This window comes from Enterococcus sp. DIV0876 (genome assembly GCF_050529585.1).
Classification (GTDB): domain Bacteria; phylum Bacillota; class Bacilli; order Lactobacillales; family Enterococcaceae; genus Enterococcus_D.
Window position 1 is genome coordinate 3,025,946 of record NZ_CP172882.1, and the last position, 22,542, is coordinate 3,048,487.

A 22,542-nucleotide genomic window follows, 5' to 3' on the forward strand; every position below is an offset into this window, starting at 1 on the left:
AACTCCTTATTATACAGATGAAGCACTCTTCTGTCAAGCTTTCATTGGAAGTTGCAGGCCTTTTCTGTCAACGTCAAATCCTAAGATTTTCTAAAGCGCAAGGTGGCCGCTGTACACGTGTTTTTATATAAAAATTCTTTGCTTTTTCTTATTTTCTTGCTATGCTTACGAAAACGTTACACGTGAAACATATCGAAAGGAAATTGGCTATGACAACCAAAGAAAAAATTCTTCACTTATTGCAACAATCAGATGTCGTCCTCTCAGGTGAAAAAATTGCCCAAGCATTGGCGATCTCCCGGACTGCCGTCTGGAAAGCCATTAAAGAATTGGAAAAAGCGGGCTATCAATTTGAACATTTGGCCAATGGCTATCGCTATCTTTCTACTGACATTTATACTGTCCCGGCACTTAGCACAGCCCTGCCAATGGTGCCAACGATCCAAGTCACCGAAGCGACTGAATCAACCATGAAAGAAGCCAAGCTTGCGGCACTTGATGCCGCCGTTGCTACACCGGCATTGTTTTTGACGGAAACCCAAATTGGCGGACATGGCCGCTTCAATCGCCCCTTCTTTTCCCCGAAAAAACAAGGGATCTATATGAGCTTGCTGTTGAAGCCCAATCAATCCTTCCAAGAATTGCCCCAGTATACTGTATTGGCGGCAGTGGCCGTTTCCGAGGCAATCGATGCTTTATTGGGCAAAGAAACAGCGATCAAATGGGTCAACGATATCTATTTAGATGGCAAGAAAATTTGCGGCATCTTATCTGAAGCCACCAGTGATTTCGAAAGTGGTCGCATCACCTCGATCATTATCGGCGTCGGCATCAGTTTTTCGATCCCACAAGCGGATTTTCCCGCTGAGATTCGTGAGAAAGCCACTTCGTTATTTGCCCATGGAGAAGTGCCTACGTTTTCCCGCAGCGCGTTGATCACGGAAATCTGGACCCGCTTCTTTGCTTTACTGGCACAACTGCCAAATGATGATTATCTGGACCGTTATCGCCAGAAGTCTTTTGTTTTAGGACGCACCGTCCAATTTACCCAGCGAGGGGTGACTTATACTGGCATCGCCCAAGATATCACCTCGACTGGTGAATTGGTGGTCCAGACAGCCCAAGAGCAAAAAGTGCTGTCGTCTGGTGAAATCAGTCTAGAAAAATATTAAATGCAAAACAGCGCCTGCTACTGATCACCTTTTAGGAGATCAGCACAGACGCTGTTTTGTTTAAACCATTTGCCACAATAGACAAAGCAGCAAGCCTAACGCATAACAGCTATTGAACAAAATCATGTTTTTGATCGAATAGCCAAAACTCTTTGGATGTGGCAGACTGGCTTGATGGGCTTTCAAGTTCTGGCGGATTTTCGGTAACGATAAGAACACCAGCAAAATCGGCCATTGAAAAATCCCAAACAAGAAGCCTAGCAGCAATGCCACATAGGATGCCAGCATCATGCCTTGGAACAATTGGATACCATGTTGCCGTCCGATGTAGTAGACCAAAGTATAGCGATGGTTTTCGATATCGGCTTCTAGATCCCGCAAGTTATTGGCCAACATGATGTTGGCAATCGTAAAGACCAATGGCAACGAGGCCAAGACAATGGCGCAGACTGCCCAAAGGTTCCCCACTAACCCGAAGGTACCACTGGCAAAATCAAGGGCCAGATAAAAGACTTTCTGATCCACCGTATTGATATAGATCGTAATGGCAAAAATGCCCAGACCCATCGTGACACCACTAAAGACTTCTCCTAAAGGCATCCGTGATAGTGGGATCGGCCCAAAGGTATAAAAGACCCCAATGAAACACACTATGCCCCCCATCACCAGCAACAACCAGCCTGTCGCATAGGTCAAATACAAGCCTATCAAAAAAGTCAGTGACAACATGCCAAAAATCATATTGCGCACCAAAGTTTCTGACACATGTTCGCGACCGATGACATTGTGCTCAAACTTATAGGTCTCTGATTTGGCTTTTTTAAAGTCCATATAATTATTGATCGTGGTCGTTGTTAGGTCAAACACCAGCATCCCTATAAAAAAGACAATCGTATGCATTGGATGAAATTCATGAAAGTACACCAACGAAAACAAAACGCCCATAATGAAGGGAAAAACGCTCGCTACTTTAGTACGAAGCTCAACGACTTCTAAAAATACCGCAAGGGACATTTGACTCCTCCTATTCTAAATCTGAACGATCACCCATCGTATACCCTGATTCATCTGATAATTCAAAGGTATCTTTGATACCGTCCGTGACATAGACTTTGTCTTCTTTTGTAATGAAAATCGCATCCGTGCCGTCTTCTGTATGTTGTTCGATATATGCCAAGCCTTCTTTGACTCCTTTATCAAAAGCCACAGTCGTTAAGCCATCGCCATCGATTGATTTGTCGGTAATGACAGTAACACTCGCCACATCATTGTCATATGGGTAGCCAGTCTCTGAATCAAAGATATGATGATATGTCTTGTTGCCAACTTTTAAATAGCGTTCATAGATTCCTGAAGTTACGACTGTCTTATCCGTTTCTTGGATACTGCCAATGATCGAGCCGCGTGATTTATTCGGATCTTGGATGCCGACATTCCATGGTTCATCTGCGCCACGATTGCTGTGGCCCAATACATAGACATTCCCGCCTAGATCGACGATTGCTGACGTCACCCCATTGTCTTTCAATACTTTGACGACTTCATCGGTGATGTACCCTTTCGCAATCGCTCCTAGGTCAATGATCATCCCTTTTTCCGGCAAATAAACCGTTTGGTCATCATCATTGAATTCAACTTTTTTGTAATCAATCAGTTTCAATGCGTCATCGATCTCTGACTGTTCTGGTTTCCGGGCATCATCAAATCCAATGCGCCACAATTGCGTGATCGCCCCGATAGCCATATTGAATCCACCATCAGATTTTTCACTATACGCGTAAGCATCTTTTAATAAGTAGTAAATGTCATCAGATACTTTGACAGGTTTGATTCCCGCCTGGGCATTGATATCGTCTATTTCAGAACCGGATTGATTGATGGTGATCTTATCACCCAACTCTTTGATTCGAGCGAAAGCAGGTTCCATTGCTGATTCTTTGCCCTCATCATAAATGCGAATACGTGTATAAGTGCCTAACAAAAATTCTTCTTGATAGTAAGGATCGTCTCTAAGTGTAGTGGTTTTCTTTTCACTGCCGCATGCTGCCAACATTGTGACACATAAAACAATCATCAGAAAAAACGGTAATTTCTTTTTCATGATTTTCCTCTTTTCTATTGACTTCAACCATCATATAATAGCCTTTTTTTGAATAGATGAAAAGGGTTTTTCTATGATTTAGCAGTGGTTTTAGGATTCTTTAAGGGACGGAGCGTGTGAAAGTCGTCACTACACTTAGAACACTATACTTAAACAGTAGTGATTAAAAATTGTTCGTTCAAATACACATGAACACGCACTAAAAATAAAAAAACAGCACCCCGCAGGATGCTGTTCATTTATTCATAAATGCTTATTCAGTCACAAAATTGTCAACTTCGATTGGTGTTTGGTCGCCTTTTTCAGCTGCGTTCAATAATTGTTGTGCGTAGATCACGAAGCTGTGGAAGCTATGAGTTGCGCCTGAAACGACGTCCATATCAGCAACTGAACCATCTTCACCATTGACTGCAGTCACGAATTCTTCATTGAAGTTTGGAATGAATTCTTCTGGATTAGTACCAGATTTTGCTTTCATGCTTTCGTTGTACTCGGCGTCATCTTTCTTCGATTCACCAGCTTCATTCACATAGTCATAGTTTGATTCTGATACTTTGCCATCTGCAACTGTGATTGAGAATGCCACGCGGTAGCCATTAGAATAGTTCTTTTCTTCTAATGTATACGTACCATCTTGCAAGTCAGCACCGTTGTCGATTTCAATGGTCTCTGTATTGCCAGCTTGTGCTGCTTGGATCAATTGTTGTGCATAGTTTTGGAATGAATCAAATGAATGTGTTGCACCTGAAACAACTTCAATTGAAGATGGGCTTTGCGCTGCAACCAATTCTTCATTGAATTTTGGAATAAATTCTTCTGGACTGATACCAGCTTTTTCTTTCATTGATTCATTGTATTCAGTATTTTCTGTTTTTGATTCGCCATCAGCATTGATGTTGTCATACTTAGATTCAGTAATTTTGCCATCTACGACAGTGATCTCAAATGATACCCGGTAATCGTTCTTGTAGTTCTTTTCTTCTAACTTGTAAGTGCCATCTTGCATTGGTGCGCCGGCAACAACTGTTGCTTCGCTTTCGCTTGTTGCTGTTGAAGATTCTACTGTAGAAGTTTGTGATGTTGTGTCGTTAGTTGACGAAGAATCAGCACTGTTGTTGTCTGCTCCGCATCCTGCTAACAATAACGCTGCGAATGAAAATACTGCCATACCTACAATCAATTTCTTTGCTTTCATAATTATCCACCTTTTACTTCATTATTTTTTCCACAAAAAAGTTTGTGATACATATAACATTGTAAAGTAAATTATCAATATGTCAACCGCTTCCTTTACGCTTTTTCACATAAATTGACTTTCTTTTTTGATTTCCGTAAATTTTCACGAATTTCATGAAACCAGTGTTTTTTTCAACAGAAAAGTTAGACAAATGGAACATTTCTCTATATAATAGGAGCGATTGTGTAATTATTATCATAGATTATTTTTTACTAAGGAGAGATTTGCAATGGCAAAGAAAAACATTGTCGTTGTCGGTGCGGGTTATGCAGGAGTTTCTGCGACAAAGTACATGGCAAAAAAGCTAAAAAAAGACAATGATGTTGAGATAACATTGATTGACCGTCACTCTTATCACACGATGATGACTGAACTGCATGAAGTCGCTGGAGGACGCGTGGAACCAACTGCGATCCAATACGATCTGCAACGCTTGTTCGCCCGTAAGAAAAATGTCCGCTTGGTTACCGATACTGTTACTGGGATCGATAAAGAAAATAAAACTGTTCAAACAAAATTAGGCAGCTATTCATTTGATTACCTTATTTTGGGTATGGGTGGCGAGCCAAATGACTTTGGTACCCCTGGTGTCAAAGAACATGGCTTTACCTTATGGTCATTCGATGATGCGGTTCGCATCCGTGAACATATCGAAAAAACAGTGGCAAAAGCTGCGATCGAACCTGATGCAGCCTTGCGCAAAGCAATGTTGACATTCGTTGTCTGTGGTTCTGGATTTACTGGGATCGAAATGATTGGCGAACTGATCGACTGGAAAGACCGTTTGGCAGAAGATTACAAATTAGATCCAAGTGAAATCAGCCTAAAAGTGGTTGAAGCAATGCCAACGATCTTGAACATGTTGGATCGTAACGATGCAGCAAAAGCTGAACGTTATTTGAAAAAACACCATGTGGACTTGGTCTTGAATGCACCGATCGTTGAAGTCGCACCTGATCATATCAAGCTAAAAGATGGTACGACTGTGCCAACCCATACATTGATTTGGACAGCCGGTGTGAAAGGAACCAGCGATGCAGCAGACTTTGGTTTGGAAACAGCACGCGGATTCCGTTTGGTTGCCAATGAATATATGGAAGCCAAAGGCTATGAAGACAAAAATATGTATATCATCGGTGACTTGGTCTACTTTGAAGAATTTCCAAATACACCGACACCGCAAATCGTTCAAGCAGCTGAACAAACCGGTCACACAGCAGCCAGCAATATCGTTGCAGCCATCAAAGGTGGCGAAAAACATAAATTCAAAGGAAACTACCAAGGATTTATGGTATCGATCGGCGCTAAATGGGGCGTGGCAAACTTATTCAACAAGATTCATTTAAGTGGTTTCTTAGCGATCATCATGAAACATATCGTCAACTTGAAATATTTCTTCGATATTCGTTCAGGTTACTACATGTTCCAATACTTGATGCACGAAATCTTCCACATCAAAGATGACCGGACAGTGGCTCGAGGCCATACATCCCGTTACGGAAATGTCTTGTGGAGTGTTCCTTTACGTATTTTCTACGGTTTGGTTTGGTTCATTGAAGCCTTCACGAAAATTTTGGGCGACAATGGTGAAGTCTTGAAGCCAAGCACTTGGTTTGGCGAAGGTTCTTGGTTCCAAGGAAATAGTGTATTCCCTTGGACATGGGAATATCAAACTGTTGCAGATGCAGCAAGTGGCGCAAGTGAAGCTGCAGACGCAGCTAGTGCAGCTAGTGGTGCCGGCGAGGCAGCAGGTGAAGCTGCAACACAAGCCGCTCATTTCGGTTTAAGCTACGCATACGGCGAACAGCCAATGGTCGTGATCGAAAAATCACCTGATTGGTTCACAAAAGTGATGCAATTTATCATGCCGAACAACGATGTAGCGATGTTCTTCCAAAAATTCATGGTCTTTGCTGAAATTGCTTTGGCATTGGCTTTGATGGCTGGTTTGTTCACTTGGTTAGTCAATGCAACAACGATCGTCTTGGTACTTACTTTCTGTATGTCAGGTATGTTCTATTGGGTCAACATCTGGTTCATCCCAGTTGCCTTTGCCTTGATGAACGGTTCTGGTCGCGCAGTTGGTTTAGACCGTTGGGTGATTCCATGGTTGCAACGTACTGTAGGTAAATGGTGGTACGGTACACCTCGATCTTTATACGGCAAAAAATAATCCTTTACGGATCAATTAAATAGCACGCGAAAAGACTGAGACAGCCTGATTTTCGATCAGTGTCTCAGTCTTTTTCCAAGTAGTGGACGGTTGCCGAAATCATGCACATAAATCGGAGGATAAACCTAGTAGAAGAATGGGTGATTGTGCTAGAATGAAACAGATCCCATGTCAGAACAGGAGTCTTATGATGATAAAATATAAAGAATTTATCCGAAATGCCCATTTAAAACCATGGGACGGGGTGATCATTCTTCTATTGATCCTTAGTTCATTTCTGCCGATCCTGATTTTCGGACAAACACAAACAGCCGCAAAAGAAGCGGTTTTACGGGTAGATGGTACTGAAATCAAACGTTTTGACCTGGTTGAAGGTCAAAAAAGTTATACCTATCTTTATGAAGATGAAGATGGGGATTATAATTTACTTGAAATAGATGGGGATCGGATTCGGATCAAAGAAGCCAATTGCGGCGATCAAATCTGTGTCCGTCGCGGATGGGCCAGCAAAAACGGTGAAACCATCGTTTGTCTGCCCCATAAAATGGTGATAGAAATCCAAGCTTCAGATGGGAGTGAAACCGACGATCTCATTTATTGATCGTTTGCTTATGAGTCGATTACAACGAATAATTTTCATATCCCTCTTAGTGGCACAAGGTGTCGTGATTGGCTTAGTGGAAAACATGATTCCCTACCCTTTCGCATTTGCGCCTGGAGCCAAGCTAGGATTGGCGAATCTGATCACGATCATTGCATTATTCACGATGCCAAAAAAAGATAGTTTTCTGCTGATTTGGTTGCGGTTGATCCTGACGACATTGCTGGGAGGAACGGTTTCTACCTTTTTGTACAGCATGAGCGGTGCGCTGCTGAGTTATTTTGGCATGCTGCTGGTGAAACAATTAGGACCAAAACGAGTCAGCATTATCGGTATCAGCGCCGCAGGCGGATTTTTGCATAATGTGGGCCAATTGGTGACTGCCTCTTGGATCGCCCAATCATGGAGTGTCATGCTCTATCTGCCGGTCTTGTCTTTCTTTGGTATTCTGTCGGGGATCGCCATCGGTATCGCCGCCAATTACTTATTACAACGAGTGGAAACACTCCGTCGTTTTCAACTTGATTATGAGCGTCAGACAAAGGTCAAATGGCGCACAACGGATTCAAAATAAAGGAGCCAACTATGAAACTTCATCCTATGTGGCAAGAATATCCAGCACTGCAAGCTGACTTGTCTGCCTCCTTGCAATTGATGGAAAAGTCTCTAAAATTAAAAAATAAAGCTGTTGAAGAAGCGATTTTGGCCATGATCCATTCAGGTGGCAAATTATTGCGCCCAGCCTACCAGCTGTTGTTCTCTTCTTTTGGCAGTGACCAAGACCATGAAAAAGCTGTAGCGTTGTCAGCATCGATCGAAATGCTGCATACAGCGTCATTGATCCATGATGATATCGTCGATGATGCCGATACCCGCAGAGGGTTGCCTACGATCCGGGCTGCTTTTGGCAACGATGTAGCTGTCTACGCTGGGGATTATCTTTTTGTCTGCTGTTTCAAATTGATGGCTGATTATGCCAGTTCAATGAAGAGCCTGCAAATGAATTCCCGCAGTATGGAAAAAATATTGTCTGGTGAATTAGGCCAGATGAGTAAACGATATGATGTCGATGTGACTGTTACGGATTATCTAGAAAATATTAGCGGCAAAACCGCTGAATTGTTTGCTTTGAGTTGTTTTATCGGCGCCTACGAAAGTGGCACTTCGTTGCGTTTTGCCAATCAAGCTAAAGAAATCGGCGAATCTATCGGTCTGGCTTTTCAAATCATGGATGATATCTTAGACTATAGTCAGGCGGCTGATCACCTTGGCAAACCTGTTTTGGAAGATGTCCGCCAAGGGGTCTATTCACTGCCGTTGTTGCTGGCATTGAAAAGCGAGCGCACGCAATTACTGCCGCTATTAGCCAAGAAAGAGGCGATGACCGATACCGATACCCAAGCGGTTTATCAACTTGTGCAAAATGGACAAGGGCTGGTCGAAGCGCAAAAGTTAGCAGCTAAATATACCGAAAAAGCGCTACAAGGAATCAAAAAACTGCCTGAAACGCAAGATGAGAGCAAAGACTATCTCTATCGCATCACCGAACAAATTTTAACGCGAACAAATTAAAACAAAAAAGTTGCTGAGGAGGATCCTCAACAACTTTTTTTGATTTAACGCATCGTTACAAATTCTTCCGATCCAGTCGGATGAATAGCCACAGTCTGATCAAAATCGGCTTTCGTTGCCCCCATTTTGATAGCGACCGCAAAACCTTGCAGCATTTCATCAACACCTACACCAATGGCATGCAAACCAATGATTTTTTCTTCTTTACCCAGACACACCAATTTCATTTCACATTTTTGGCGATAGTCATTCAAGGCAAAGTACATAGGTGTAAAGCGCGAGCGATAGACTTTGATTTCTTCTCCATATTGCGCAATCGCAGCTTCCTCTGATAAACCGATCGTCGCGATCGGCGGATGGGTAAAGATAACTGTCGGAACGAGGGTGTAATCTAAATATGATTCTGTTTGTCCATTGAACAAGCGTTCAGACAAACGTCGGCCCGCAGCAATCGCCACTGGTGTCAAATCTAATTTACCAATCACATCTCCAACTGCAAAAATATTTTCGGCTGTCGTCGTTTGATATTTATCCACCACGACAAATCCTTTTTCATCTAGTGCAACATCGGTGTTTTCAATACTCAAATGATCTGTATTTGGTACCCGACCGCCGGCAAACAGGACACAATCTCCTGTCAAAGTTTCCCCATTTTCAAAGGTGACCGTATAGGTTTCCCCATCTTTAGTAATTGAGGTCGCTGTATACTCTGCATATGTTTCGATGCCAGCTTCTTGGTACATTTCTACTAAGTTATCCGCCAACATATGGTCAAAGGTACGCAGGGGCCGTTCTTTGCGATACGCCCAAGCAACTTGACTGCCTAATTGTTGGCTGACACCACTGATTTCAGCTGCGATATAACCTGCGCCTAAAACAATCATCCGTTTTGGTGCTTGCTTGAGGGCAAAGAAGCCATTGGAGTCAATTGCATATTCGCCCCCAGGGATACGCATTTTACTTGGTTTGCCACCGGTAGCGATCAAGATACGTTCGCCATAATACGTTTTTCCATTGACTGTTACCGTGTGGTTATCCACAAATTGTGCATAACCTCGAATAACTTCGATATGGTTGCTGTCTAAACCTTTTTGATATGCTGTATGCAAAAAATCAATATATTTTTGCCGTTTATCCACAAGTTCAGTGAAATCAAATTTATCCACATGTGGATAAATACCATAACTCGGTGCATCTCGCTTGATCATCTCCAGCATTTCGCTGGCTTGCCACATGACTTTTTTGGGCACACAACCAACATTGACACAGGTACCCCCTAATTCTTTTCCTTCAATCAACAAGACTTTGGCACCATGCATGCCGGCACGATTGGCAGAAGCGATGCCGCCACTACCGCCGCCTATCACTATGTAATCATATGTTTCCAATGATTTGTTTCCTCCTTTTTTCTATGTTCTAATGGTTGGTACGGTCCCTCTCGTCCCCTAGTACTGTTCATCATCTGCTCATCTCCGCTTTGCTTCGCCTACAGTCACTTCTAAGCAAAGAACGCTAAGAAGGACTTGCATGTCTTGCTTTGCATGCCAGTCGCAGTGATTCCTTGTAGGGTTACTACGGTCCCTTTGGTCCCCTAGTACTGTTCATCAGCTGCTCGTCTCCGCTTTGCTTCGCCTACAGTCACTTCTAAGCAAAGAACGCTAAGAAGGACTTGCATGTCTTGCTTTGCATGCCAGTCGCAGTGATTCCTAGTAAGGTTACTACGGTCCCTTTGGTCCCCTAGTACTGTTCATCATCTGCTCGTCTCCGCTTTGCTTCGCCTACAGTCACTTCTAAGCAAAGAACGCTAAGAAGGTCTTGCATGTCATGCTTTGCATGCCAGTCGCAGTGATTCCTAGTAAGGTTACTACGGTCCCTTTGGTCCCCTAGTACTGTTCATCATCTGCTCGTCTCCGCTTTGCTTCGCCTACAGTCACTTCTAAGCAAAGAACGCTAAGAAGGACTTGCATGTCATGCTCTGCATGCCAGTCGCAGTGATTCACAGCAAAAAGGCCGAGAGGGTATCTCGACCTTATTTTTTCTTCCGAATCATGTCGCCAACGGCTACTGGTTCTTTGACCGGCATCGTGATGATCATCATTGGGTTGGGTGCGCGATCGATGGCGTCTCCGTCTTCATTATACATGACTTCCACGGTTTGGTGAAAGTGATGGAATCCAGGACCATAAAATTCGATTTCATCCCCCACTGAAAAATGGTTTCTTTGGCGAATTGTGGCTATTTTGGTGATGGGGTCATACGCCATGACCTCACCGATAAATTTGTATTGCGGTATCTTGCGGCGGGCGCCGAACAATTGTTCATTTTCACTTGGTGTGTCGTAATAAAAACCTGATGCCAATTCTCGTTGGGCGACTTTCCATAATTCATCGATCCATTCTTGTTTGCAAACATAATTTTCCGGATCGGCCATGTAGCTGTCAACCGCTGCTTTATAGACATTGGCTACTGTTGACACATAGTGGATCGATTTCATGCGGCCTTCGATTTTGAAACTATCGACCCCGTTTTGGATCAAATCAGGAATATGTTCGATCATCGACATATCGACAGCACTCATAGAATATTCTTCTTCGATTGCGCCGTTTTTGGTCAAACTGTTTCGTTCTCCTGCAAATGGCATATCGAATAGGTCATATTTCCAACGGCACGATTGTGAACAACCGCCGCGATTGGCATCCCGCATGGACATATGATTGGATAACGTACAACGTCCTGAATAAGAAATACACATGGCGCCATGAATGAAGGCCTCGATCTCAACGCTGGTGTTTTTGCGAATCTCAGCAACTTCTGCCATCGAGACTTCCCGTGCCAAAACGACACGTTCTAATCCTTCTTCCCGCCAAAATTCGAGGGTTTCATAGTTGGTTGCACTGGCTTGCGTGGATAAGTGGATCGGCAAGCCTGGTGCTTCTGCAGCACAAATACTGATCAATGCCGGATCAGATACAATCACTGCGGAAATGCCGACATCTCGTAACGCACGGAAAAACTCGCCAGCACCTTCTTGATTGCCCTCGTGGGTCACCATATTGGCTGCCACATAGACTTTGGCATCATGGGCTTTGGCAAAGGCAACACCTTCTGCCATTTCTTCATATGTAAAGTTACCGGCACGACTGCGTAAGCCATAGGCATTGCCACCGATATAGACAGCATCTGCGCCATAATGGATCGCCGTTTTTAATTTTTCTAACGTACCAGCGGGTGCTAAGACTTCTGGTCGTTTCAATGCTTGTTTGACTGTCATTTCTGCTTGCTCCTTACTTGATATCATCGGGATCAATAAAATAAAACCCGGTATCCAACCCACGATTTTCTGGGTGATGTGCTTGGACTTGCGTACTGAAAGCTAGGGCGTCGTCTGCCGCTAATTGTCCTGCTTCAATGGCTGCTTTTGCTTGTGCAAATAAGGCAGCGATCTCGACAAAGGCTGTTCCTCGCGTATAAAGACCGTCTAACTTCCACGTATGATACCCATGTTCTGCTAATTCTGGCAATTGCGCCATCAAATTAAGATCGTTATTGGCAAAGATATGGGTGCCATGGCTATCTTCATAGATCGAATAATGGGTCTCTTCTTTTTTTGGCTCAGATAGGAATAAACCGCGATCATGGTCTTTTTCTTCTGTTTGCTGGGTATAGTTAAAATAATTTTGCAGTAATGGCCGTTTCGACTGATGGATACACGTTGCACCATAGACCAATACTTCCACCGGAATATTGACTTGCGGAGCCAAAACTTTCATTTCACCAAAAGGTACTTCTCTGGCTAACACCGCACCAGCCGCACCCTTTCTGCCCCAAAAATTGATTTGGCGCGCACTAGTGACTAAGGTTTCACCAGCATAAATAAATGGCAATGCACACTCAGGATTCTGCTGCATGCGGTAAATGATGCCTGGATCACCGATGGCAATTTGATCTGCTTGCTGTGCACGTAAAAAACGTAAATATTCAGGAATTTGGGTCATTTTTTCTGGATGCATGATGCCATTGACGGCAATTGTGACTTTCTTTCCCGCTTGATGGGCCATTTGGATCAATGTCGCTTGTTCTTTTCGAGAAAACGAAGCGGGTAACCGTAAGCCAAATGTTTCTTCTCCGAAAAATAAAGTATCGATATAGGGCATAAGTGCCGTCGCTTGTTCGATCGATTCGACCGTTGCAATAATTTCGACCATAGTGCTCCTCCTTTTTTCAACTCATTCATAGTATCACATAGACCGCTCATTTCCAATACTTCATCCTATTCTTTCTTTCACGAAAAAAGAGACAAACACTGCTAAGATACTGATATAAACAGCTTTACCATCTTTTTATTTTGTGAATGTTCATTCATGATCAGTCCGATTCGATTGCTACTGATTGTACATAACAGGTGAAAAAAACACAAATAACAAAGGGACAAAAGTGCCTTGATTATTTGTGTCTATCACTTATTCAGACTGGCAGTGGTAAATGAATCAGATAAAGTTCTGCTATCAATATTACAATACAGGTCAACAAGATCAAATTTTCTCTTCGATCATGGTTAGGATATAGGGATTCTGCTGATTTTGGACGGTCCTTGATGGTGCCGTGGCGCCATTTTCTTCTACTCAATGCGATGATAGCGCCAATGATCCAACAAATAAGACATAAGAAAAAAAGCTGTCCAAATAAATACAATTGTCTAGCTGCAACGAGGTACAGCAATAAATAATCGATAAACTTGATGACAAAAAGACTGATTCGTCTCACTTTACGTCCGTAATAAATGGCAGCATATCGCATTGATTTTCTCTCCCCCAAAAATGAATGGTGCGCTTTTATAGTATTTAATTAACCTATCAATAATAGCGTACCATCAAAAACAGGTAAACACAAGATATGTGCGAATATGATTTGATTCTTGTTTCTCTTGTCCTTATCATTTTTGGGACAAAAAAAGAAGACAACAGGAATACTGCTGTCTTCTGCTATTACACTTGTTGCAATACTTTGGCTTGTCCTTCTTTGACACTTAATGTGATCGTTCCTTTAGAAGCACCGATCGTCACTTTGTCACCTAAGTGAATTTGACCAGATAGCAATGCTTCGCTTAAACGATCTTCAACTTCTTTTTGCAATGCGCGTCGGATGGGACGGGCACCGTATTCCGGATCAAAACCGGCTTTGCCGATCACATCAATGGCAGATGGCGTGATTTTCAATTGGATATCTTGCGTTGCCAACCGTTTGATGATTGATTTGCTCATGATTTTGACGATCTCATGGATTTCACCTTCGCCTAGCGATTGGAAGACCACGGTTTCATCCACCCGATTCAAGAATTCTGGTCGGAAAGCTTTCTTCAACTCTTCAAGGATCCGTTTTTGCATCGCTTGATGATCTTTCGTTAAATCAGTGACATTGAAGCCGACGCTTTTTTCTTCACGAATCGCTTGTGCCCCGATATTTGACGTCATGATCAAGATCGTATTGCGGAAATCGACTTTCCGTCCTTTGGCATCGGTCAAATGACCATCATCTAAGACTTGCAAGAGAATATTGAACACATCGGGATGGGCTTTTTCCACCTCATCCAGCAAAATCACGGAATAGGGTTTGGAACGAATTTTTTCGGTCAATTGCCCGCCTTCATCGTAACCGACATACCCTGGCGGTGAACCAATCAAACGACTCGTACTATATTTCTCCATAAATTCAGACATATCGACCCGCACAAGAGAATCTTCACTGCCAAACATTGCTTCTGCCAATGCTTTGGCCAATTCTGTTTTACCGACCCCGGTTGGTCCCAAGAACATGAAGGAGCCAATTGGGCGATTTGGATCTTTTAGACCACTTCTAGCACGGCGAATCGATCGCGCAACAGCTTTGACGGCTTCTTCTTGACCTACGAGACGTTGATGCAAGATTTTTTCAAGATCTAATAAGCGTTCGCTTTCTTTTTTCTCCATTTGCTGCAGCGGTACGCCGGTCCATTGGGACACGACAGAGGCTACATCTTCAGAAGTGACACTATCTGCGTAGCCCGAAGCTTCTTTGACCTCCATGAAGGCCACTTCAGTCAATTGCTGGGTCAATTTTTTCTCTTTGATTCTTAAACGGGCAGCTGCTTCAAAGTCTTGTTGACGAATGGCTGCTTCTTTTTCTTCGATCAGATTGGCAATATCCGTTTGTAATTCAACCAATTCAGAACTTTCATCTGTCCGATCCAAACGAACTTTGGCTGCCGATTCATCCATCAAATCGATGGCTTTATCTGGTAATTGACGGGAATTGATATAGCGCACAGACAATTGGACCGCTGCATGCAATGCATCATCAGAAATTTCGACACCATGGTGTTCTTCATAACGTGGACGTAGGCCGCGCAAGATTTCTTCTGCTTCTTCAGGTGTCGGTTCATCGACTTGAACACGGGCAAAACGCCGTTCCAAAGCAGAATCTTTTTCGATATATTTTTGATATTCATCTAATGTGGTTGCACCGATGGTTTGCAGTTCCCCACGAGCCAATGCTGGTTTCAAGATGTTTGAGGCATCGATGGCACCTTCTGCGCCACCCGCACCAATCAAGGTATGCAATTCATCGATAAATAGGATGATTTGTCCATCTTGATAGATTTCATCAATGATTTTCTTCATGCGGTCTTCGAACTCGCCACGGTATTTGGTGCCTGCTACCAATGCACCCATGTCTAACATCATCAAGCGTTTATTCTGCATATCTTCAGGTACTTCGCCGTTGATGATTTTTTGTGCCAATCCTTCAGCAATAGCGGTTTTACCGACACCGGGTTCCCCTACCAATACAGGATTGTTTTTGGTGCGGCGGCTCAATATTTGAATCAAGCGTTTGACTTCTTTGGCACGGCCTACTACTGGGTCTAAGCGTTTTTCCCGGGCCAATTTGGTCAAATCTCTTGCCAGTGAATCCAAGGTTGGTGTTCCTTGCGGTTGTGCTTTGCCTTGTGCTGGGCGACGACGACCAGCTGCACCTTTTTTGGCTTCATTAAAGCCCATTTTTTTCTTCAATAATTGACGCATTTTGGCCAAACTTAAGCCGAGATTCAGCATGATCCGAGAGGCCAAGATATCTTCATCTCTCAATAGACCGAGCAATAAGTGCTCTGTACCGATCTGGGGTGCACCTAAACGCTTTGCTTCATCACCGGCGTAAGCAAAAGTATGTTTTGCTCGTGGTGAATAGGCCAAATAAGCATTCTCTGGATAATGGCGTACGGTGCCGTAACCGGTCAAGTGTTCGATTTCTTCACGTATATCATTTTCCGTGATATTCATTTCCCTCAAGGTTTTGCCGGCGATGCCATTTTGTTCAATGACTAAGGCAAGCAAGATGTGTTCTGAACCAACGGCTTGGTGCTTAAAGTATTTCGCTTCTTCTTGCGCAATCGCCAAAACGGCTTTCGCGCGTTGGGTGAATAGTTCATCCATCTCTTTCACTTCCTGTCTTCGTAACTTAATCGTTCTAGTATTGCGTGGAGCAAGTCTGCTCGTGTTCTATTTTCATAAGGAGAACGTCCTAGAACTGCTTTCGCGATGACCGTCAATAGTAGATTGCCTTCTCGCTTGGACAGGATTCCTTCCTCATACAGTTTTTGAATAATCGCATAGGCATCTTTTTCCGAAATGGTTTCATCGAATAATTGATTGATTTCTTTTAAGTAGTGATGGCTATCCGTGATTTTGACTTTTTCGATCCGAATGTATCCGCCCCCGCCTCGTTTGCTTTCAACGGTATAACCACGCTGAACGGTGAAACGGGTATTGATGACATAGTTTATTTGTGAAGGCACACAGTTGAAAAGGTTGGCCATTTCTGCACGGCGAATTTCGATAGTCTCGCTGTCTTCAAGGATTTTTTTCAAGTACGCCTCAATCAAATCGGAAGTGTTATGATGACTCAATTCATTTCCCTCCCTTGACTAATTCTGACCTTCATTATACCCAAATTTAAGACAGTTGCAAAGACGTACGCTTACCCAAAGGCATTTACTAAAGGAATTTTTAAAATCAGACACTGAATGGCTCTTTTTTTTCGTCTGACCAACCAAAAAACGCCAATCGACATGTGGGATAACCATCCCGCTGTCGACTTGACGTTTCTAAAAAAGCTTCACTCACATAGACATTAATCACTATCAGATTCAGTCGAACTTGTCGATGGTTCTGTTGTGGTCTCTGAATTCGTCGTAGTGCTGCTTGATTCTTCTGGTTTGGGTCCTTTTGATAAGGTGACTGTCACTGTCGATCCGACCGCGACAGACGTACCGGCCCCTGGAGAAACGTTGGTTACTTGACCGGCTGGCGTGTCGCTGTAATCTGATGCTTCTTCGATTTCATAGAGCAAACCCGCTTCATTCAAGTCCGCTTCGGCATCGGCTTGTGTTTTGCCAACGATTCTTGGCACATTGACCATTTCCTGTCCACTGCTGATCGTTATGGTGATCGACGTTCTTGAAGCAATCACTTCCCCACCTGCTTCGGGTGCTTGCGCAATCACGGTACCTGAGGGTTGATCACTGGTTGCAGAAACGACCGTGATCTGATCGGCACTCACGCCCTTAGATGTCAGGTCAGCTCTTACAGCAGCTTCGGTCATGCCATAGTAATTGTCCATTTCAAAAGAGGCTGGTCCACTGCTGACAACGAAGCTGACAGTATCTTCTTTTGGCGACACTTCTTCATCTTCTGCCGGCGATTGGCTGATGATATCCCCTTCAGCAATTTCTTCATCCGACTTGGTCTCTGAATTGATTTGATCTTCAGAAAAGCCCAATTTGATCAACTCTTCTTTGACATCTTCAAAGGTTTGACCAGTATAGTCTTTGAAGGCAATCTTTTCGGTACCGCTGCTGATATAGAGTGTTACAGTCGCATTTCTTTTGACCTCATTGCCCGCTGGCGGATCGGTTTTGACGACTTGGCCTGCTTCGATCTCATCATCGGCGATCTCTTCAACATCAGCAGCAACTTGCAAGCCTGCATCTGTCAGCGTTGCTCGGGCAGTTGCCTCAGTATCCCCACTGACATCTGGAATCGCTACATCTCCGCGGCCACCGCCAAACAGGAAGTACCCGCCGATCCCTAGCATCGCTGCCACCACCAAGATTGGGAAAATCAGCCACCATTTGCGTTTTTTCTTTTTCGGTTTGTCTGTGGTTTGCTCCTCAGGGACTTCAGCTGGTTCTGTGTCGACTGGTGCAGCGATCGCTGTTTCTTCGATTGGTGTGATCGCCCGTGTTTCATCCATCAATGCATGTGGTGTCCATTTGGGCTCATTCAAACGATCCGGTGACAAGACAGTCGCCAAGTCTTCCCGCATTTCATCTGCCGTCTTATAGCGATCAGCTGGTTCCTTCGCGGTAGCCTTCAATACAACATTTTCGATCGATTGGGGAACGTTCTTGTCATAGATCCGAATCGATGGCATATCATCTTGAAAATGTTTCAAGGCAATCGTTACCGCTGATTCACCATCGAAAGGAACTTTACCCGTCAACATCTCATAAAGAATGATCCCGATGGCATAAATATCCGATTGATTGGTAGCCATACTTCCCCGGGCTTGTTCTGGTGACAAATAATGCACCGAGCCAAGCATCGAGTTGGTTTGCGTGATCGATGTTTCTGATAACGCAATGGCGATCCCAAAATCGGTGATCTTCACAACGCCTTCTTCATTGATCAAAATATTTTGCGGTTTCAAATCTCTATGGATGATTCGGTGCTGATGGGCCAACGCAACTGCCGAAAGCACTTGTTGAATGATATCGACAACTTGCAAATAAGGAACTGGATAATGGGTTTGGATATAGCGTTTTAGATCCATTCCTTTGACATATTCCATCACCAAAAATTGCATTCCATCTTCTTCACCCACATCATAGACAGTGACGATATTCGGATGAACCAACTCAGTAGCTGCCAAGGCTTCTCGTTGAAAGCGGCGAATGGCGCTTTGATCATTTTGAAAGTCAAAACGCAAGACTTTGATTGCGACTTCACGGTCTAAAATCAAGTCGTGGGCCAAAAAGACATTGGCCATACCACCACTGCCGATGTTACCGATGATTTTGTATCGGCCATTGATTTTCTTGCCAATTTCTATCATAGGCTCTCTCCTCCGACTTTGATCAGCAATACGGTAATATTGTCCACGCCGCCTCTAGCATTGGCTTGGTCGATCAATTGTTGGACAGCTTCTTCTAATGCAGATGTTTGTTCGATCGTTTCCGCAATCTCTTGATCAGAAACCATATTGGTCAGGCCATCAGAACAAATCAACAGATAGTCTTGTTCGCCAAAGAAATGGATCGCCACGTCGACTTCCACTTCACTGGGCATGCCGACAGAGCGGGTCAAGACATTCTTTCTTGGGTGATTCAACGCCATTTCAGCCGTGATCTGGCCTGATTTGACGAGCTCGTTGACCAATGAATGGTCTTCTGTGATTTGTGTCAGTGTATGATTGCGCAACAAATACGCACGGCTGTCTCCCACATTAGCGATCGTAAATTGGTCGCCAAATAGGGCAACGGCAATGATTGTTGTGCCCATTCCGCTAAGCTCTTCTTGGGTTTGGCCTTTTTGATAAATCACTTGGCTTTCTTGTTGAATCTTTTGGATCAGCCATTGGGCAGTCTTTTCACTATCGGTCAGGGTCGTTTGTTCCCACGCTGTACCGATTTCACTGACTGCTTGTCGGCTCGCCACATCGCCAGCACGATGGCCGCCCATGCCATCTGCCAGCAACGCCAATGTGATATTGGCTTTATTGACATAGGTTGCTGCAAAGTCTTGGTTCGTGTTGCGGCGTTTACCGACATCTGATTGAAAACGTATCTCCAATTTCTTTCACCTCGTTACTTTTTGCGCAGACAACTGATAAAAAAGCCATCTGTCATAAAATCTTGCGGATAAATCGTCAATAAGCCTTCTTTGATCGATGAAGCGACAAGGGGGTCGACAGCGATCTCATGCAACTCAAATTCCGGGTGGTCGGCCAAAAAGCCTGCCACGACTTGTTGATTTTCTTCTGCAAGAATCGTACATGTGCTGTAAACCATTATACCCGATTTCTTCAGCGTTGGGGCAACACTTTCCAAAATTGCCCGTTGAATGACTGGCAGGCGTGCAAAATCCGCTGCTGTCTTGTTATATTTGATATCCGGTTTACGACGCATCAAGCCTAAACCAGAGCAAGGGGCATCGACTAAGATACGGTCAAAAGATTCCGCGGGGAATTCCTCTGCGACTTTTCGTGCATCCAACACCCTCGCTTCAACCATCGATGCAACATCTAACCGCGTCGCATTTTGCTCGATCAGTTTTACTTTATGTGCATGGATATCCAGTGCAGTCACTTTGCCCCCAGCTTCTGCGGATAAGAAAGAAGCGATGTGGGTCGTTTTGCCTCCAGGTGCCGCACAAGCATCCAGTACTTTGTGATCAGGTGCGATCTGCAATGCAGGGGCTACCAGCATTGAACTTTCATCTTGAATGGTCAGCAATCCTGATCGATACAATGACGAGCCCGCCAAAAAGCCTTTATCTGCTACGATGCCATACGGCGAAATCTCACTTGGTCTGGCATCGATGCCTTCTTCTTGTAATTGGGCGATTGCCTCTTCTTGAGAGATTCGCTGTAAATCAATGCGGCCACTGGCATGGTTGGGTTCAAATAATGAATAACCCAATTCCCGTGTTTCATCGATGCCGATTTGATTTACCAAGCGTTCTGTCAGCCATTGCGGCATACTGATTTCAGTTGCCAAGCGTTTGATTGGTTTTTTGAGGACTTTGACTGCGGGTACGCCTTTTCTTTGGACATTGCGCAAAACACCATTGACGAATTTTCCTGTGCCAGGATTTCCTTTGGCTTTTGCTATCTCAACCGCTTCATGGATGATCGCATGGTCCGGTACTTTGTCTAAATACAGCAATTGATATAAGGACAGACGCAGCAACGTCTTGACCCATGTTTCTACTTTTTTGGCATCTTTGATGAAATGTTCTAGAAAAAAGTCGAGTAAGATTTGGCGACTAACTGTTCCATACACCAGCTCTGTCAATAGACGTCCATCTTTGTTGGTCAAACGCCCTTGATTGATCAATTCTCGTAACAAGAGATTGGAATAAGCGCCGCCTTTTTCGATCCGCAGCAATGCCTCTAATGCAACGTAACGGACCGTATATTGTATATCTCCTACATCACGCTTCATACGTACCTACCTTTTCATTTGCTTGCACATGTTGTCCACTGCCATTTAAGAAAGCGGCGATATCTTGTTTCCCTTTGCCCGCAGGCTGTAATGAATCAATGGCCAAGACCGTGCCTGATCCGCATGCAATCAATAATGTTTTTTTGCTGCGTTCAATGATCGTACCCGGCGCAGCTGTTGTGGTTTGATCCACGGGTGAGACAGACCAGATTTTCCAACGTTGGTCCTGATACATCGTAAATGCGATTGGCCAAGGACGCATCCCTCGAACTTGCGCATCGATCTGTTGTGCCGTTTTTTGCCAGTCGATGGCTTCTTGTTCACGGGTGATATTGGGTGAATAGGTCACTAGATCTTCATCTTGGGGTGTGGGTGTCAATTCACCTGATAAGATTTTGGGCAACGTTCGCAGCAATAAGTCTTTGCCTAATGCACTTAATTTATCAAACATCGTCCCTACATCATCTTGATGGGTGATCGGCAAGCGTTCTTGCGCAAAGATCCCACCAGCATCCATCTTCTTGATCATTTCCATAATGGTCACACCGGTTTCTTGGTCTCCCTCCATGATCGCATAGTGAACGGGTGCGCCGCCGCGGTACTTAGGCAGCAATGAGGCATGGACATTTAATGCACCATGTGTCGGTACCGCCAATAAAGCACTCGGCAGAAATTGCCCAAAGGCAGCTGTGATCAATAAATCAGGCGCCAATGCTTTGATTTGGTCCATTTCAGGGGAACCGCTGATTTTTTCTGGTTGCAAAACAAGCAAGCCATGTTTCAGTGCAGCTGTTTTGACCGGTGTTGGTGTAATGATTTTTTTGCGACCGACAGGACGGTCTGGCTGTGTGACAACTGCGGCGATATCGTAGCCTGCTTCTAGTAGGCCTTCGAGTATTGGGACCGAAAAAGCCGGTGTGCCCATAAAGACGATTTTAGTCATGGTCATGTTCCTCCATATATTTTTCTAGGTCTTCTTCTGGAATGCGTTCGATCAGTTTGTCTACAAATAAGACACCGTTCAAGTGATCGATTTCATGCTGCATGGCACGGGCCAAATACCCAAATGCCTCCACTTCCATTTCTTCCCCTTCACGGTCATAATAGCGGACTGTGATTTCATCGGCACGTTTGACCGTCCCAAACGTATGGGGAATACTCAAGCAGCCTTCTACATCCAAGGTTTCTCCTTTGGATACAATGATCTCAGGATTGATCAATTCAAACCGATCATCCTCCTCTACTTCAACAATCGCCACTTGCAGATTTTTGCCGACTTGGGGTGCAGCAATCCCAATGCCATCATGAGCGATCATGGTTTCATAAAGATCATCTAGCAACTGGACCAGCTCATCAGTGATCACAGATACTGGCTTGGCTTTACGACGAAGACGTTCGTCGGGATTCAAAATAATTGGATAGCGCATAAT

19 protein-coding genes are annotated in these 22,542 nt (G+C 44.1%); 5 read left to right on the forward strand and 14 right to left on the reverse strand.

The window, feature by feature from the left end; all coding sequences use genetic code 11:
• The first annotated feature begins 209 nt into the window (after window positions 1-209).
• Window positions 210-1,172: a biotin--[acetyl-CoA-carboxylase] ligase gene (locus tag IGI41_RS14300; RefSeq protein ID WP_430610454.1), complete on the forward strand. Its 963-nt coding sequence runs from the start codon at window positions 210-212 to the stop codon at window positions 1,170-1,172.
• A gap of 60 nt (window positions 1,173-1,232) precedes the next feature.
• On the opposite strand, the gene menA is transcribed toward IGI41_RS14300, so the two are convergent.
• The 3 genes from menA to pplA all read right to left on the reverse strand — a co-directional run bounded on the left by menA (window position 1,233) and on the right by pplA (window position 4,468).
• The gene (gene menA / locus IGI41_RS14305; protein WP_430610455.1) at window positions 1,233-2,186 is read right to left on the reverse strand and encodes a 1,4-dihydroxy-2-naphthoate polyprenyltransferase; all 954 of its coding nucleotides are present in this window, start codon (window positions 2,184-2,186) and stop codon (window positions 1,233-1,235) included.
• A 10-nt stretch (window positions 2,187-2,196) separates the two neighbouring features.
• Entirely contained in the window at window positions 2,197-3,273 is a 1,077-nt protein-coding gene (locus tag IGI41_RS14310) for an FAD:protein FMN transferase (RefSeq protein ID WP_430610456.1), read from the reverse strand.
• A 253-nt stretch (window positions 3,274-3,526) separates the two neighbouring features.
• Window positions 3,527-4,468: an extracellular electron transfer flavoprotein PplA gene (gene pplA, locus IGI41_RS14315; protein ID WP_430610457.1), complete on the reverse strand. Its 942-nt coding sequence runs from the start codon at window positions 4,466-4,468 to the stop codon at window positions 3,527-3,529.
• Window positions 4,469-4,739: 271 nt separating this feature from the next.
• Between pplA and IGI41_RS14320 the strand changes: the two genes are divergently transcribed.
• The 4 genes from IGI41_RS14320 to IGI41_RS14335 all read left to right on the forward strand — a co-directional run bounded on the left by IGI41_RS14320 (window position 4,740) and on the right by IGI41_RS14335 (window position 8,856).
• Complete coding sequence (locus IGI41_RS14320) at window positions 4,740-6,683, forward strand: NAD(P)/FAD-dependent oxidoreductase (RefSeq protein WP_430610458.1); 1,944 nt, start codon at window positions 4,740-4,742, stop codon at window positions 6,681-6,683.
• Between the two features lie 193 nt (window positions 6,684-6,876).
• Window positions 6,877-7,284, forward strand: coding sequence for a NusG domain II-containing protein (locus IGI41_RS14325; RefSeq protein WP_430612874.1), 408 nt, complete (start codon window positions 6,877-6,879; stop codon window positions 7,282-7,284).
• Window positions 7,285-7,294: 10 nt separating this feature from the next.
• Window positions 7,295-7,858 carry a Gx transporter family protein gene (locus IGI41_RS14330; protein ID WP_430610459.1) on the forward strand — a complete coding sequence of 188 codons (564 nt, stop codon included), beginning with the start codon at window positions 7,295-7,297 and terminating at the stop codon, window positions 7,856-7,858.
• 11 nt (window positions 7,859-7,869) lie between these two features.
• Window positions 7,870-8,856 carry a polyprenyl synthetase family protein gene (locus tag IGI41_RS14335; protein ID WP_430610460.1) on the forward strand — a complete coding sequence of 329 codons (987 nt, stop codon included), beginning with the start codon at window positions 7,870-7,872 and terminating at the stop codon, window positions 8,854-8,856.
• A gap of 44 nt (window positions 8,857-8,900) precedes the next feature.
• On the opposite strand, the gene gor is transcribed toward IGI41_RS14335, so the two are convergent.
• The 11 genes from gor to def form a co-directional block, all read right to left on the reverse strand.
• A complete protein-coding gene (gene gor / locus IGI41_RS14340; protein ID WP_430610461.1) occupies window positions 8,901-10,244 on the reverse strand; it encodes a glutathione-disulfide reductase in 1,344 nt (447 codons plus the stop codon).
• A 641-nt stretch (window positions 10,245-10,885) separates the two neighbouring features.
• A complete protein-coding gene (locus IGI41_RS14345; protein ID WP_430610462.1) occupies window positions 10,886-12,127 on the reverse strand; it encodes a peptidase U32 family protein in 1,242 nt (413 codons plus the stop codon).
• 13 nt (window positions 12,128-12,140) lie between these two features.
• A complete protein-coding gene (locus tag IGI41_RS14350; RefSeq protein ID WP_430610463.1) occupies window positions 12,141-13,061 on the reverse strand; it encodes a peptidase U32 family protein in 921 nt (306 codons plus the stop codon).
• Between the two features lie 259 nt (window positions 13,062-13,320).
• Window positions 13,321-13,653: a hypothetical protein gene (locus IGI41_RS14355; RefSeq protein ID WP_430610464.1), complete on the reverse strand. Its 333-nt coding sequence runs from the start codon at window positions 13,651-13,653 to the stop codon at window positions 13,321-13,323.
• A gap of 188 nt (window positions 13,654-13,841) precedes the next feature.
• Complete coding sequence (locus tag IGI41_RS14360) at window positions 13,842-16,322, reverse strand: ATP-dependent Clp protease ATP-binding subunit (protein ID WP_430610465.1); 2,481 nt, start codon at window positions 16,320-16,322, stop codon at window positions 13,842-13,844.
• Between the two features lie 5 nt (window positions 16,323-16,327).
• Window positions 16,328-16,795 (reverse strand): CtsR family transcriptional regulator, encoded by a 468-nt coding sequence (locus IGI41_RS14365; RefSeq protein WP_430610466.1) that lies wholly within the window; start codon window positions 16,793-16,795, stop codon window positions 16,328-16,330.
• 224 nt (window positions 16,796-17,019) lie between these two features.
• Window positions 17,020-19,002 carry a Stk1 family PASTA domain-containing Ser/Thr kinase gene (pknB, locus tag IGI41_RS14370; RefSeq protein WP_430610468.1) on the reverse strand — a complete coding sequence of 661 codons (1,983 nt, stop codon included), beginning with the start codon at window positions 19,000-19,002 and terminating at the stop codon, window positions 17,020-17,022.
• On the reverse strand, window positions 18,999-19,739 hold the full coding sequence (locus IGI41_RS14375; protein ID WP_430610469.1) for a Stp1/IreP family PP2C-type Ser/Thr phosphatase: 741 nt from the start codon (window positions 19,737-19,739) through the stop codon (window positions 18,999-19,001). Before IGI41_RS14375 ends, pknB begins: the two co-directional genes overlap by 4 nt.
• Window positions 19,740-19,753: 14 nt before the next feature.
• Window positions 19,754-21,112, reverse strand: coding sequence for a 16S rRNA (cytosine(967)-C(5))-methyltransferase RsmB (gene rsmB, locus IGI41_RS14380; protein WP_430610470.1), 1,359 nt, complete (start codon window positions 21,110-21,112; stop codon window positions 19,754-19,756).
• Window positions 21,102-22,055 carry a methionyl-tRNA formyltransferase gene (fmt, locus tag IGI41_RS14385; RefSeq protein ID WP_430610471.1) on the reverse strand — a complete coding sequence of 318 codons (954 nt, stop codon included), beginning with the start codon at window positions 22,053-22,055 and terminating at the stop codon, window positions 21,102-21,104. Before fmt ends, rsmB begins: the two co-directional genes overlap by 11 nt.
• On the reverse strand, window positions 22,048-22,539 hold the full coding sequence (gene def / locus IGI41_RS14390) for a peptide deformylase (protein ID WP_430610472.1): 492 nt from the start codon (window positions 22,537-22,539) through the stop codon (window positions 22,048-22,050). Before def ends, fmt begins: the two co-directional genes overlap by 8 nt.
• Window positions 22,540-22,542 lie beyond the last annotated feature (3 nt).

What these genes read in the sequence shown, in the direction of transcription:
- IGI41_RS14300 (WP_430610454.1), top strand. Translation starts at nt 210, where the DNA reads ATGACAACCAAAGAAAAAATTCTTCACTTATTGCAACAATCAGATGTC.
- menA (WP_430610455.1), bottom strand. Translation starts at nt 2,186, where the DNA reads ATGTCCCTTGCGGTATTTTTAGAAGTCGTTGAGCTTCGTACTAAAGTA.
- IGI41_RS14310 (WP_430610456.1), bottom strand. Translation starts at nt 3,273, where the DNA reads ATGAAAAAGAAATTACCGTTTTTTCTGATGATTGTTTTATGTGTCACA.
- pplA (WP_430610457.1), bottom strand. Translation starts at nt 4,468, where the DNA reads ATGAAAGCAAAGAAATTGATTGTAGGTATGGCAGTATTTTCATTCGCA.
- IGI41_RS14320 (WP_430610458.1), top strand. Translation starts at nt 4,740, where the DNA reads ATGGCAAAGAAAAACATTGTCGTTGTCGGTGCGGGTTATGCAGGAGTT.
- IGI41_RS14330 (WP_430610459.1), top strand. Translation starts at nt 7,295, where the DNA reads ATGAGTCGATTACAACGAATAATTTTCATATCCCTCTTAGTGGCACAA.
- IGI41_RS14335 (WP_430610460.1), top strand. Translation starts at nt 7,870, where the DNA reads ATGAAACTTCATCCTATGTGGCAAGAATATCCAGCACTGCAAGCTGAC.
- IGI41_RS14345 (WP_430610462.1), bottom strand. Translation starts at nt 12,127, where the DNA reads ATGACAGTCAAACAAGCATTGAAACGACCAGAAGTCTTAGCACCCGCT.
- IGI41_RS14350 (WP_430610463.1), bottom strand. Translation starts at nt 13,061, where the DNA reads ATGGTCGAAATTATTGCAACGGTCGAATCGATCGAACAAGCGACGGCA.
- IGI41_RS14355 (WP_430610464.1), bottom strand. Translation starts at nt 13,653, where the DNA reads ATGCGATATGCTGCCATTTATTACGGACGTAAAGTGAGACGAATCAGT.
- IGI41_RS14360 (WP_430610465.1), bottom strand. Translation starts at nt 16,322, where the DNA reads ATGGATGAACTATTCACCCAACGCGCGAAAGCCGTTTTGGCGATTGCG.
- pknB (WP_430610468.1), bottom strand. Translation starts at nt 19,002, where the DNA reads ATGATAGAAATTGGCAAGAAAATCAATGGCCGATACAAAATCATCGGT.
- rsmB (WP_430610470.1), bottom strand. Translation starts at nt 21,112, where the DNA reads ATGAAGCGTGATGTAGGAGATATACAATATACGGTCCGTTACGTTGCA.
- fmt (WP_430610471.1), bottom strand. Translation starts at nt 22,055, where the DNA reads ATGACTAAAATCGTCTTTATGGGCACACCGGCTTTTTCGGTCCCAATA.
- def (WP_430610472.1), bottom strand. Translation starts at nt 22,539, where the DNA reads ATGCGCTATCCAATTATTTTGAATCCCGACGAACGTCTTCGTCGTAAA.